Source organism: Synechococcus sp. EJ6-Ellesmere (assembly GCF_024345875.1).
Classification (GTDB): domain Bacteria; phylum Cyanobacteriota; class Cyanobacteriia; order PCC-6307; family Cyanobiaceae; genus Regnicoccus_A; species Regnicoccus_A antarcticus.
Window position 1 is genome coordinate 1 of sequence record NZ_JAGQBY010000102.1, and the last position, 11,313, is coordinate 11,313.

16 protein-coding genes are annotated in these 11,313 nt (G+C 65.1%); 12 read left to right on the forward strand and 4 right to left on the reverse strand.

What is annotated here, in order from left to right; genetic code table 11:
• From KBY78_RS11605 to KBY78_RS11620, 4 genes are all read right to left on the reverse strand, one after another.
• A partial coding sequence (locus KBY78_RS11605; RefSeq protein ID WP_255143716.1) for a hypothetical protein occupies positions 1-267 on the reverse strand: 267 nt, incomplete at its 3' end.
• 5 nt (positions 268-272) lie between these two features.
• A complete protein-coding gene (locus KBY78_RS11610; protein WP_255143717.1) occupies positions 273-983 on the reverse strand; it encodes a C39 family peptidase in 711 nt (236 codons plus the stop codon).
• A gap of 78 nt (positions 984-1,061) precedes the next feature.
• Positions 1,062-1,259: a hypothetical protein gene (locus tag KBY78_RS11615; protein ID WP_255143718.1), complete on the reverse strand. Its 198-nt coding sequence runs from the start codon at positions 1,257-1,259 to the stop codon at positions 1,062-1,064.
• 206 nt (positions 1,260-1,465) lie between these two features.
• Positions 1,466-2,005, reverse strand: coding sequence for a hypothetical protein (locus KBY78_RS11620; RefSeq protein ID WP_255143719.1), 540 nt, complete (start codon positions 2,003-2,005; stop codon positions 1,466-1,468).
• Between the two features lie 91 nt (positions 2,006-2,096).
• Here KBY78_RS11620 and KBY78_RS11625 point away from each other — a divergent pair, with 91 nt between their 5' ends.
• The 12 genes from KBY78_RS11625 to KBY78_RS11680 form a co-directional block, all read left to right on the forward strand.
• A complete protein-coding gene (locus KBY78_RS11625) occupies positions 2,097-3,134 on the forward strand; it encodes a major capsid protein (RefSeq protein ID WP_255143720.1) in 1,038 nt (345 codons plus the stop codon).
• A 54-nt stretch (positions 3,135-3,188) separates the two neighbouring features.
• The gene (locus tag KBY78_RS11630; protein WP_255143721.1) at positions 3,189-3,614 is read left to right on the forward strand and encodes a hypothetical protein; all 426 of its coding nucleotides are present in this window, start codon (positions 3,189-3,191) and stop codon (positions 3,612-3,614) included.
• 5 nt (positions 3,615-3,619) lie between these two features.
• Positions 3,620-4,480 carry a hypothetical protein gene (locus KBY78_RS11635; RefSeq protein WP_255143722.1) on the forward strand — a complete coding sequence of 287 codons (861 nt, stop codon included), beginning with the start codon at positions 3,620-3,622 and terminating at the stop codon, positions 4,478-4,480.
• Positions 4,481-4,561: 81 nt separating this feature from the next.
• Positions 4,562-5,344 (forward strand): hypothetical protein, encoded by a 783-nt coding sequence (locus KBY78_RS11640; protein WP_255143723.1) that lies wholly within the window; start codon positions 4,562-4,564, stop codon positions 5,342-5,344.
• A 292-nt stretch (positions 5,345-5,636) separates the two neighbouring features.
• Entirely contained in the window at positions 5,637-6,452 is an 816-nt protein-coding gene (locus tag KBY78_RS11645) for a hypothetical protein (RefSeq protein WP_255143724.1), read from the forward strand.
• A 6-nt stretch (positions 6,453-6,458) separates the two neighbouring features.
• Positions 6,459-7,268 (forward strand): hypothetical protein, encoded by an 810-nt coding sequence (locus tag KBY78_RS11650; RefSeq protein ID WP_255143725.1) that lies wholly within the window; start codon positions 6,459-6,461, stop codon positions 7,266-7,268.
• 44 nt (positions 7,269-7,312) lie between these two features.
• Complete coding sequence (locus KBY78_RS11655; protein ID WP_255143726.1) at positions 7,313-8,128, forward strand: hypothetical protein; 816 nt, start codon at positions 7,313-7,315, stop codon at positions 8,126-8,128.
• 3 nt (positions 8,129-8,131) lie between these two features.
• Positions 8,132-8,404: a hypothetical protein gene (locus KBY78_RS11660; RefSeq protein ID WP_255143727.1), complete on the forward strand. Its 273-nt coding sequence runs from the start codon at positions 8,132-8,134 to the stop codon at positions 8,402-8,404.
• Positions 8,405-8,550: 146 nt separating this feature from the next.
• A complete protein-coding gene (locus KBY78_RS11665) occupies positions 8,551-9,651 on the forward strand; it encodes a hypothetical protein (RefSeq protein ID WP_255143731.1) in 1,101 nt (366 codons plus the stop codon).
• Complete coding sequence (locus KBY78_RS11670) at positions 9,651-10,076, forward strand: hypothetical protein (RefSeq protein WP_255143728.1); 426 nt, start codon at positions 9,651-9,653, stop codon at positions 10,074-10,076. Before KBY78_RS11665 ends, KBY78_RS11670 begins: the two co-directional genes overlap by 1 nt.
• The gene (locus KBY78_RS11675; protein WP_255143729.1) at positions 10,076-10,945 is read left to right on the forward strand and encodes a hypothetical protein; all 870 of its coding nucleotides are present in this window, start codon (positions 10,076-10,078) and stop codon (positions 10,943-10,945) included. Before KBY78_RS11670 ends, KBY78_RS11675 begins: the two co-directional genes overlap by 1 nt.
• A gap of 4 nt (positions 10,946-10,949) precedes the next feature.
• The coding region (locus KBY78_RS11680; protein ID WP_255143730.1) for a hypothetical protein at positions 10,950-11,313 on the forward strand (364 nt) is incomplete at its 3' end.

Genomic DNA, 11,313 nt, shown 5'->3' on the forward strand with positions numbered 1-11,313 from the left:
GCCGTCTGCAAGGGCCTGCTTCCTGGCCTTGTCATAGGCGGTGCGCCGCACTCCGGTGTATTGCATGGCGCCGCGTCCGGCGCCTGAGCCTTCCTCCACCACGTCGAGAGTTGAGAGATCGGGCGAGCCCGTTTCCACGATCATGCAGCCGATGAACCCGGCGGCCTCCTGGGGTGTGAGCGTGGCGATGGCACCACCGCTGGCCCGGGTGACGGTGTCGGTGCAGAAGAAGGAGAGCCAGTGCTGGATGTTGCTGGTGTCCGCCATGGCGCTCAACCCTTGGCGGTGAGGAGCCAGCCGCCGGTGCCAGCCGGCATCCAGCGTGGGTTCCAGTTGCTGCGGCTGTAGCGCATGCCTGTGCCCTGCAGGTTGTTGGTGTAACCGCCGGCGGCGAGGTTGGCTTCTCCGTTGGGATCGTTGTGGATCCAGGCGGCGCTGTCGTAGCCGATGACGACGCTCCAGTGGCCGCCGCCGGAGGGATTGGAACTGGGGCCTTTGTGCAGCCAGCCGGTGGCGACGGGCCGGCCGGCATTGATCTCCCGCTCGAGGCTGGCTGGGCTGCCGTTGGTGAAGAAATCAGCCTCGAGGCCGAGGGAGCGGAGAGCGGAGAGCTGGGCCTGGGCGTCGGTGCTGTCGCCGTACCCGGAGCGGATGGCGTTGTACTCGTCGTCGCCGGACACCTTCCCCCAGAAGGCGGCGAGCATGGCGCAGCTGGAGGAGAAGCATTCGCGGTAGCCGCTGCCGCTGGCGTTGTCGTTCTGGGAGAAGTAGGGCACCGCCAGAGCGTTCTTGCCCGGCGGCGGGGAGGGTGGCTTCTCGCTGAACTTGAGGGCCCAGGGGGCCTTCTCGCAGAGCACCGCCTCGCTGCCGGGGAGATCGGTGATGGCTCGATGCAGCAGCCAGACACCGGACACTTGCTGGGGTTCGTTGGCGTAGGCCTCGAAACGGTCTTGAAAGCGTTCGGGGCTCATGGTGGAGCTCATGGGACTGGGGGCCATGTCTTCCCTCCTGTTGCCAGGAGCAACGAAAAAGCCCGGCCGCAGCCGGGCGAGGTGCTGCGATCAGAAGGGCAGCTCGCGCTCCACCTCGGCGGAGCCGATGATCCGCGGATTGAGCAGCTGGCGCTCAAAGAGGATCTGATCAGCCAGCTCCGCCAGCCGCCGGCAGGGGGTGACGGCGCTGTGGCAGCAGAAGCTGAGGCGCTCCAGCGAATCAGAGGAGTGGCGAGCGAGCGAGCGGAAGCGGAAAACGGAAGCCATGACGGGCAGCCGGAGGACCCCATGGGCCAGCGGGATGGGGTCAAGGGGCCGCCCCCAGCGGAGAGGGAGGCGGAGCCGAGCCAGCGTCACGATCAGGCGGACTAGCGCAGCCCTTGAGGCCATCCCGCACCATGAAGGGGCCTGCGACTGCCCCACCCCACAGGACACCGTCGCTGATGGATTGCTGATTGGGGCGCCTCGGCTGTTCAGCTCGCGGCCGGGATCAGCCCCTGCGTGATCCGTGCTGATCGGGCCTGCAGCAGCAGCTCCAGCTTGCGGGGCTCATCAGCGGCGCGGAAGGCCTGAAGCTGGTGGAAGGTGAGCTGCATCTCATGGGCGGCATGGATCGGGCAGCTGGTGGGTGTGAGCGGAGCCATCAGCCGCCACAGCCAGTGCTTGCCCCTCTGGGCCGCTGTGCCTGTGAGCGCCTGCCAGCTGCCGCTGCTGCGATCGGGGGCGACGGCCAGGGCCTTGCCGTGGATCACCGGGCGATCGAGCAGGGGCCAGCGCAGGCTTTCGAGCGCGTGGATGCGGGCCCAGCTGCCGCCGTGGGCGATCACCACCGGACCCACCCTGGAGAAGGTGAGGGCAGCCGGTGGGCACTCGAGCATCCAGCCGAGCCACTCGTGGCTGAAACGCCATTCGGGAGTGATCACCTGGCGGATCTGGCACCAGGGCTGAACGAGCAGGCCGCTGAACTCCCGCCGCTGGATCAGCAGGGTGTGCGGCGCGAAGGAGCAATCCATGGCATGGCCATGCGGAGGACGCCGAGCCGTCCTGGGGCGAGGGCAAGGGCCGGCGCAGCCGGCTCGCGGAGCCCTTGCGCCGCCGCAGACCATGAAGAAGGCCGCCGCCCTAACCCATTGGGATGGCCGTTCTTCTCACCCCGCCTGGCTGCTGCTGGCGTTGTTGCTGGCGGTGCTGGCAATAGGAGGTGAAGTTGCTGCTGGGGCCAACCCCCAAGAGGTGTCCATGGGCCTCACCCTGATCGAGGCGATGAAGCATGAGACGCGGGTGGAGCGTCTCGCGGTGATCAAGACGTTTTCTGAGGGTCAGCTGATCAGCCGCCTGCCGTTCCGCAACCTGCTCGGTGGTGCTCTCAAGTTCGCCGTCGAAAAGAAGATGCCCAGGGTGGGCTTCCGTGCGGTGAATGAGGGCTACCGGCGTGATTACGGCGCGGTGGCGGATGACACCGAGTTCGTGCACCTGTTCGGTGGTGATCTCGATGTGGATCGCTCGATCGTGGACCTCAACGGACCTGAGGCCCGTGCCAGCCAGACCGAGCAGAAGGTGCGCTCGATGCGGATGACGCTGGAGGCGGCGATCATCAACGGTGACGCCAACTTCGACCCACGGGCGTTCAACGGCCTGAGCAAGCGGCTGCCGCCTGGTGCCAAACAGACCGTCGACAACGGCGGCACCACGGTGTCGCTGACCAGGCTGGAGACCATGGTGGACGGGGTGCGAGCCCACGGCAGCGACCGCTTCCTGCTCACCAGCCGCGCCGGCCGCCGCCAGATCAGCACCGCCTGCCGCTCCACGGGCGACGCCTCGCTGTACCAGGTGATCGACGGCCGCCACTGGTTCGAGGACACCGAAATCCTGGTGCTCGATGAGGACGCCAACGGCAATGAGGTGCTGGGTTTCACCGAGGCGGGCAACACCACCTCGATCTACTGCTGCTCCTTTGGCGATGAGCTGATGACGGGCCTGCAGGGACCGTTTGAGGGTCGCTACGGCATTTCGGTGCGGGACTTCGGCGAGGTGCAGGACGCTCCGGTGTTCCGCACCCGCGTCGATTGGTACGTGGGCTTTGCGGTCTGCGACTCCAGCTGCATTGGGCGGCTGTACGACATCGGCCCGGCCGTGGCCTGAGCGGCCGAACCGCTCGACGCATTCACGTCAACCATCACTTGAGAGGACAGGACCATGGCCCCGACGGGCAGCACGAAACTCGTTGATGCCGCCGCCACCTTGGTGGGCTGGATCAACTACAGCGCCACCGATCCGTTTGAGCGCACGCGCGTCAGCGCTGAGGTGGTCAGGCTGACCACGCCGCTGGATGCGGCCCACCAGTTCACGCTGGTGGCCAGCCATCCCGGCGCTGCAGGCGCCGTGACGGTGGTGCTCGAGGTGGCGCCCTTGCTGAAGGACGGCACTGTGGGCACCTGGGTACCGCTGACGACCGTGGCGATTCCGGCGGCCGGTGGCCGGGTGGAGGCGGCTCTGAGCGGCAGCAACCTGGCGCCGGACGCTGGCGATGTGGCGAATGTGATCGCCCCGTGCTTCTTCTTCGCTCGGGCGACGCTGACGCCGAGCACGCCATCGGGTGCCCACGTCAGCCTGACCTGGTGAGCGTGATGGTGGAACCGAGCGCAGCTGTGGAGGAGGGGCTCCAGGCGGTGGAGCCCTTCAAGCACGACAAGCCGGACAAGCCCCCCAAGCCTGAGGAGGGCAAGCCGACCTATCGCCCGACCAAGCCGGGCCGCCCCTGGGCGGGATCGCAACCGGAGGTGGAGGACCCGGAGCTGGGCACCGATCCAACGGTGCCGACGGCGCCACCGCCGACCGAACCGCCGGAGCAGCCCAGCGACCCAACCCAACCGGAGGATCCGACCGTGCCGATTGAGCTGAACAGTGACATGCCGGTGCTGGAGCTGCCGCCGGAGGGGCTGCTGCGCCTCAGCAAGGAGGGGGAGGAGGATCGATTCTCTTTCCCTTGCCATTGCGAGCGCTGGCAGGAGATGGGCTGGACGGTGGAGATCCCCCGCAACCTGGCGGAGGGAGCGGAACCTCTTGAAGGTTTCCCCGATGTGGAGCTGCTGGGCCTGCCCGAGGAGTCTGAGGGTGCTCCTGATGTGACCCTGCCGGGTGCACCTCCTCCGCCGGAGCCCTTGCCAGGGGACGGAATGCCGGAGCCTCAGCCGGAGCCTATGTTCCCTGACCCTGTGGTTTCTGACCCCGCGGTCCCCGATCCGCCTGCTGAGCTCGGCCTGGTGGACTACAACACCATGACCAAAGCGCAGATCATCGCTTCGGTTGAGGCCGACTACGGCGTCAGCCTCGATGCGGGGATGACCAAGGCCGAGCTGATCGCCGAGGCCGGCGCCCTGGCTTCTGCTGGACCTGCCACGGCTGGTCCTGCTGCTGCTGACCCCCTGGTGGAGCCGGATGAGGCCGAGAAGGCGATCGCTCAGTTCCCTGACAATCTGCTGATCTGAGCGGCGCTCAGCCCTTGCCCCAGCTCTTCGGGTCTCGATTTTTTGCTGGCTGGCAAATGGGTGTGATGGGTTGCCCCGCCGATGCCGTATCCGCTGCCGAACATCAACGATTCCAGCGATGGCCGCAAGAGGATCATTCCGCCGGTCGGCTGTCCCGGCGGGGAGGAATGGGTGCTGCCCCATGAGGTGCCGCGCTGGCTGGAGCTGAGCTTCCGGCTGGGGCCGATGCCGGCCCTGCCGCTGGAGCTGTTCTGGATGCCGGTGCCTGCCCGCTGGAACGACCCGCTGGGCAGTGCACCGATCGAGCTGGAGGTGGACCCGAGCGGCCTGCCTGCTCAGGACTTCCTGGTGGATTGGGGCGACGGCAGCACTGAGGTGGTGCCGTGGACGATCTATCGGCCTGATGTGCCGAAGGTTCGCCACGTCTACCTGGAGCGGGTGGATCTGACCGTGACGGTGACGGTGGGCCTGAACATCCAGCAGCTGCCGGTGGCGTTGCTGGGCTGTCCGCTGCCGCCTGCGTTGATGCGCAGCGGCTATGGACTGGATGCCGGGGCTGGGGGTCTGGCGGGGGTGGAGCCGCTGGTGCCCAGCGATGGCATCGACGGCCTGGCTTACAACGGCAGCCGCACCGAGGTGTGGCGCCTGCGCTTGCATCCGGACGGTGGACTGGGGCTGCTGCCGTCTCCAGTGGACGGCAAGCCGTCACTGGTGGTGATGAATGGTTCGGGCGCCGCCAGTCGCGGCACGCGCTGGTACGCGGGCGATGGGCCGCCGGCGCTGGATGGTCTGAGTCCGCCGCCGGTGGCGGGTGATCTGTACCTGGACCGGATCAGCGGCCAGGTGTACGAGCTGATGCCATGAGCTGGGACGCAGCGGGATTTTCGATCAAGGGGCCGCCCGGCGCGCCTGGTGCTGCTGGCAGTGACGGCGTTGCTGGAACAACTGGAGCGACGGGGCCTCAGGGGCCGCCAGGAGCAGCCGGGGCTACTGGACCGGCTGGCCCGAGTGTGTGGGGAGGCATCACGGGCACTCTGAGCAGCCAGGCCGATCTGCAGGCGGCTTTGGACCTGAAGTTGAACGCCTCGAAGCTGACGGTGGGGCCTACGGCCCCGGCCAATCCTGCGCTGAATGATCTCTGGGTGGACACGAACTGATGGCGATCACGACCCGCGATGGCCTGATTGCTGCACTGAGTGACTCTCTCCATGTGCTGCTTGATAAGGCGTCAATCACTGGGCCCTCTGCCGGCACCCTGTCATCTCTTTGGCGAGCAACCGGACAACCGGGGCTTGGTGCGATTCCGACGACTGCATCTGCTTGCAATAAGAACACGGTGGGAGGACTAAGCCTGGCTGATGTTGCATCGCCGCAGGTTAATTACCTTGCTTGGCTGGATATTGCTGCTGCAAATGCGTTCAGTTCCCTTGAGATCCACGATAGGCTCTGCCATCAAGGTGGTCTTTCTGGATCTGTTGCGACTGTGCAGGTGGCAAACCTGCCTTTGGACCTGACTGGTGTGTCGAGCGATCGCATCGGTGAGGCCGATCACAGCGAATTGCAATGGTGGCTGGAGTGGTACGCCAATACTGGAGTAACGGCTGCCGTTGCCTCAGTGAATGTGACCTATAGCGATGATACGACTGGGGTGATAGGTGTCCCCGTGCCTTCTACCATGAAAGCGCCGAACTTGATCCCGATTCTCCCATTGCCGGCTGGCAAGACAGGACTCAAGGCTGTCAATAGCGTTCAGCTGAATGTTTCAACTGGAATTGCCGGCAACCTTGGGGTGACATGCACTCGACTGCGGGCATCAGTGTTTGCTGTGCAGTCAAGCAGAAGTGAGATCCTTGATTGGGCTGCTCTCGGTTTGCCTGAAATCTTCAACGATTCTTGCTTGATGCTGACTCAATACTCAACTGTTTCTGGCACTGGTGCCATCAAGGGTGTCCTTCGTTTCGTCTCGGGCTGAGAACTCATGGCCATTACCTCTACAGATCAACTGATTGCTGCATTGTGCAACTCGCAGCATGTTCTTTTTGACAAGTCCAGCGTCAGCTTTGCGACTGCTGGCCGCTTCTTCTCTCTTTGGCGTGCGCCAGGGCGGCCCGGTCCAGGTGCTATCCCGACTGTTCCAGAGATCTGCACCAAGGATACGCTGGGTGCCCTCGCCTATGCCAATGCTCCTCCACTCCAGACCAACTACATGGCCTGGCTCGATATTGCGACTGGCAATGCTAATACCACCCTTGAGATCCACGACAGGCTGTGTCACTTGGGTGGACTGGTTGCTGATGTGGTGACGTCCCAGGCTGTCAACCTCACGCTGGTGGGGCTGCCTGCTGAGCGCATTGGCCCTGATGATTACAGCCAGTTGCAATGGTGGCTTGAGTTTTATCTGGACACGGGTGGAGGTGCTGCGACTGCCACTGTGAATGTGACTTACAACGACGACAGCAGCGGCAACATCTCTCTTGCGATTCCTACCTTTTCTCGTGCCTCGACGATGTATCAGCTCCTGCCCTTCGCTGCTGGAAAGAAGGGCATCAAGTCTGTTAATTCAGTGACTCTCAGCGGGACAACTGGGACTACTGCCAACTTTGGTGTGACCTGCACTCACTATCGTGCCGGTCTTTATACCCGTGCCGCCAACAAGGCTGAATTGTTTGATTGGGCTTTGCTCTCTTTGCCTGCTCTGGCCGATGATGCTTGCCTGGCGCTTGTTCAACTCTGCACCGCCACCACGACTGGCCCCTGCAGGGGTGTCTTGCGCTTTGTGAGTGGCTGAGACGAAACGATGCTGTACCTCAAAGCCGACTCCGGCAAGACCCCATGACGATTGCAACTCGTGATCAACTGATCGATGCCCTGGCTCATGGGATGCAGGGATTCTTTGACAAGGCTTCGATTGCCAGCGCTGTAGCTGGACGTTTTTATTCACTCTGGCGAGCGTCTGGTGTTCCAACGAATGCAGCTATTCCCACTGCGCCTGTTGCCTGCAACAAGAACTTGCTTGGTGCTTTGGCCTTCTCGAATGCTCCCTCGGCCCTCAGCACCCATTTGGCTTCTGTGGATCTGACGACGTCGAATCAAGCGAGCACCGTTGAGATTCACGATCGTTTGTGCCAGATGGGCGGCCTGGCCGGCAATGTGACGACGACTCAGACCACGAATCTGCCGCTGACGCTGACGGGCGTTTCAGCCGATCGCATCGGCCCTGATGATTACAGCCAGCTACAGTGGTGGCTTGAGTGGTACACGTCAACTGGCACCACGGCCGTGAATGCCACTGTGACTGTGATCTACAACGACAACAGCACCGGCGATATTGTGGTTCCGCTGTCTGCTTCGTCGAGCGCTTCTGGACTCTATCAGATCTTGCCCTATGCAGCCGGGAAGACCGGCATCAAGGCGGTCAACAGCGTCACCCTCAGCGCCAGCACGGGCACGGCCGGCAATTTCGGTGTGACCTGCAGCAGGTACCGCTCAGGTGTGAACACTCAGGTGGCGAACAAGGTGGAGTCGTTTGACTGGGCCTCTCTTGGCTTGCCCCGGATTGCTGACGATTCCTGCTTGTTTCTTCTTCAGCTCTGCTCGACGACGAGTACGGGCACGACCAGGGCAGTCCTTCGCTTTGCAGTGGGTTGAGCGATGAGCAGAAGCGTTCGCGATCGTCTGCTCCCCTTCAGCGGTGGCTCAGATCGCTGGGACCGTGGCCCGGCCGGCGCGATCATCAAGGCGGAGTTCTTCGGCCTTCAGGAGGGGCCGCCGCCGCCAGGGGGCGGGATGCTGATGGTGTGGAGCGGCACGGTCTGGCAGTCCTGCCCTTGCAAGGTGTGGACTGGCGGTGGCTTGGTGGTGAAGCCCTGCAAGGTATGGAACGGCAGCTCCTGGGTGCTGAGCATCAGTGGCAATAGGGACTGACAGCAGCAGCAGCCTCCGGTATGGCCTGGACGAACACCGGCTCGATCCGTGGCCCGCAGGGTGTGCCAGGCCCGACGGGCCCGACTGGTCCTGATGGTCCGGTTGGTGGTGCTGGCCCGCCAGGGCCCCAGGGCCCAGCTGGAGCTGTGGGCGGCCAGGGCCCTGCTGGCCCTGCTGGCGGTGATGGAGCGGCCGGTGCGACCGGCCCTGCTGGCCCTGCTGGACCGACCGGCCCTGCCGGAACGGGGATCAACGTCAAGGGCAACGTCGCCGATGTGGCATCGCTGCCGAGCAGCGGCATGGTCGACGGTGACGCCTATGTGGTGGTGGACGGCCCAGGCATCAGCGAGAACGTGCTGTTCGTCTGGGACACCGAGACAACCCAGTGGGTGAATGCGGGCTCGATTGCCGGCCCGGCTGGCGTGGCTGGAGGTGCGGGTGCGACGGGCCCGGCGGGACCGCAGGGCATCCAGGGGCCGATCGGTGCCACCGGCGGGGCTGGAGCCCAGGGCGTGCGTGGCACGGGCTGGTTTGTGGGCAGCGGACCGCCGCCGGCCTCGATCCCCGGCCAGATCGAGGGGGATCTCTACCTCGATCAAAGCAACGGCGACGTCTACAAACTCGGCGCGGCGCCAGCGGGAACCCCAGTGGCCAGCCTGCCGGCGATCGGTGCGGCCTATGAGGGTGGCTATTACGGCGGGTTGATCTCCCAGGGCATGAATGGCGTGGCCACCCACGCCCTGATCATTGCGCCCAAGGCCAGCGGCCAGAGCATCCGGGCCTGCAAGACCAGCAATACGGCAACCACGGGGGCATCGAGCGCCTTCGATGGCTGGGCGAACAGCAACGCCGCCAACGATGCCGCCCACCCGGCCACCCAGTGGGCGCGGGGGCTCACCATCGCGACCTTCAGCGACTGGTACATCCCAGCGCTGTTCGAACTGGAGATCCTCTACCGGAGCTTCAAGCCGGACGGCAGTGAGGGCAACGTGACCACCCATGGCGCCAACCCCTATGCGGTGCCGGCCAGTGCCAACTACACCTTCTCGTCTCCTGCTCAGACGTCCTTCCCGCTGTTTGCGATCGGCGGTGCCCAGGAGTTCCTGGCAGGGGGGATGGGCACCTCCACCCAGGACTCGGCCACCACCCACCAGGTGCAGGACTGGTTCTATGGCAACTGGGAGCCGCTGGGCAAGACGTTTCCCCAGACCGTGCGGGCGATCCGCAAGATCCCGGTGATCCCCTGATGCCGAGCTGGGTCCCGCGGATCGACACGCCCCGGCGGGCCCATGAGCAGCAGGCCACTGGCCCGCTGAATGGTCCGTCGGTGGTGGATCTGAGCTTTGCGGGCCTTGGTGTGGACGGACTGTTCCTTGAGGTGAGCTGCTCGGTGGCGGCCTGGGTGAGCTTCTACGACTCGACGGCAGCGCGGGCGGCTGATGCAGCCCGGCCGATCGAGGAGGACCCACCGCTTTCGAGCGGTGTGTTGCTCGATCTGCGCTTCTCCGCTGAAACACCGACCCTCAAACTCGCGCCGGGCTGCAGCTACAGCAACGGCGAGAGCCCCCTGCAGCAGCGGCTCTGGGCGCGGCTGCGCACCGAAGTGACAGGGGCCCACACAGCCAGCTTGGGCGTACTGGCCCTGGTGCTCAACGATTCGGTGGGCGGCTGATGGCGGCGACGATCACCGATCTCAGCCGCCGCGGCGACCAGGGCTTTGCGCTGCCGGGCCTGTTTGGCGAAGTGGAAGGCCATCTGTCCACCTGGATCACGGCGGCCAACGGCCAGAACCCCACCCAACTGCTGAGTGTGATGACAGGCCCGGCAGGGTCGCCGGGCTTCTGCGGCTGGACGATCAAGGCACGGCTCGCGGCGCTCAGCGGTGGCCAGCCGGTGGAGCTGATCAGCCAGTGGGTGGCGAATCTGAGCACAGGCGCGGTGACGACCCACGCGGGTCTGGCATCGGGCTTCTCGCCGGGGACGGCCTTGGGCGGCCACGGCAACCTCACGGGCGGGGTGGGCACCACCAGCTCCCTGATCACCCTGCCCCCTCAACCCCTGCCCCTGGGCGCGGTGGTGGCCTCCTCCCTGGCGGCAGGGCAGGAGTTCTTCTGCTTTGCCTTCTCCCAGCACTCCTTCTCCAACCGCCAGGCGGTGGCCTTGCTGATCGCCAAGGACGTGGTCTCCGCTCAGTGGCACCTCTCGCTCACCGACATGGCCGGCGTGATCGCCACGGTGGCCTGGAACCTGGCGCGGCCCCAGGTGCTGCTCTCCACCGCCTTCCGCGCTGACTTCTTCTCATCGGGGTTTCCGTTGATGCTGGTGCGCCCGGCCCAGTGGGTGCCGCTCACCCCGACGATCGTCTTCACCACGCCGCTGCCGCCGGTGCAGTGGTGGGACCCGGTGGCGTTGCCGGCGGACCTGGCGCTCTACAACCGCACCTTTACCAGCCTCGGCTACATCAAGCCGGCTGATGGCAGCGAGTGGTTGCAACTCGGCCCGTCACGGCTGGTGGTGCGGCTCAAGGACCCGACGATCTGAACCGATGCCCCTCACCTGCTCTGCCCTCCAATGGCCGCTCTGGAACTGGACCAGCAAGCTGGCCACTGATCCGGGCCTCAAGCTTGCGGAAGCCTTCACGGCCTTCTCGGCGGAGGTGAATGCCACACCGGCCAATGCCCTGGTGCCGCTGTCGCTCATCAAGGATCACAGCGCCGCGACAGGCTCCATCACCTACGGCTATGTCTGGCGGCTGGGCCATCCGCAGACGCCGGTGCTGCTGAGCTTCTCGAACAGCTCCAAGGTTCAGGGCTACAACTCCAGCAGCAGCTCCGCCCGCCTGCAACTGGGCCTCGAGAGCGCCTACACCAATGACAGCAGCAACGGCGGCTACGGCAGCTTCTCGGCGA

Coding starts and splice junctions, on each gene's coding strand:
- KBY78_RS11630 (WP_255143721.1), top strand. CDS start 3,189: ATGGCCCCGACGGGCAGCACGAAACTCGTTGATGCCGCCGCCACCTTG.
- KBY78_RS11675 (WP_255143729.1), top strand. CDS start 10,076: ATGGCGGCGACGATCACCGATCTCAGCCGCCGCGGCGACCAGGGCTTT.
- KBY78_RS11660 (WP_255143727.1), top strand. CDS start 8,132: ATGAGCAGAAGCGTTCGCGATCGTCTGCTCCCCTTCAGCGGTGGCTCA.
- KBY78_RS11620 (WP_255143719.1), bottom strand. CDS start 2,005: ATGGATTGCTCCTTCGCGCCGCACACCCTGCTGATCCAGCGGCGGGAG.
- KBY78_RS11650 (WP_255143725.1), top strand. CDS start 6,459: ATGGCCATTACCTCTACAGATCAACTGATTGCTGCATTGTGCAACTCG.
- KBY78_RS11655 (WP_255143726.1), top strand. CDS start 7,313: ATGACGATTGCAACTCGTGATCAACTGATCGATGCCCTGGCTCATGGG.
- KBY78_RS11635 (WP_255143722.1), top strand. CDS start 3,620: ATGGTGGAACCGAGCGCAGCTGTGGAGGAGGGGCTCCAGGCGGTGGAG.
- KBY78_RS11645 (WP_255143724.1), top strand. CDS start 5,637: ATGGCGATCACGACCCGCGATGGCCTGATTGCTGCACTGAGTGACTCT.
- KBY78_RS11640 (WP_255143723.1), top strand. CDS start 4,562: ATGCCGTATCCGCTGCCGAACATCAACGATTCCAGCGATGGCCGCAAG.
- KBY78_RS11610 (WP_255143717.1), bottom strand. CDS start 983: ATGAGCTCCACCATGAGCCCCGAACGCTTTCAAGACCGTTTCGAGGCC.
- KBY78_RS11615 (WP_255143718.1), bottom strand. CDS start 1,259: ATGGCTTCCGTTTTCCGCTTCCGCTCGCTCGCTCGCCACTCCTCTGAT.
- KBY78_RS11670 (WP_255143728.1), top strand. CDS start 9,651: ATGCCGAGCTGGGTCCCGCGGATCGACACGCCCCGGCGGGCCCATGAG.
- KBY78_RS11625 (WP_255143720.1), top strand. CDS start 2,097: ATGAAGAAGGCCGCCGCCCTAACCCATTGGGATGGCCGTTCTTCTCAC.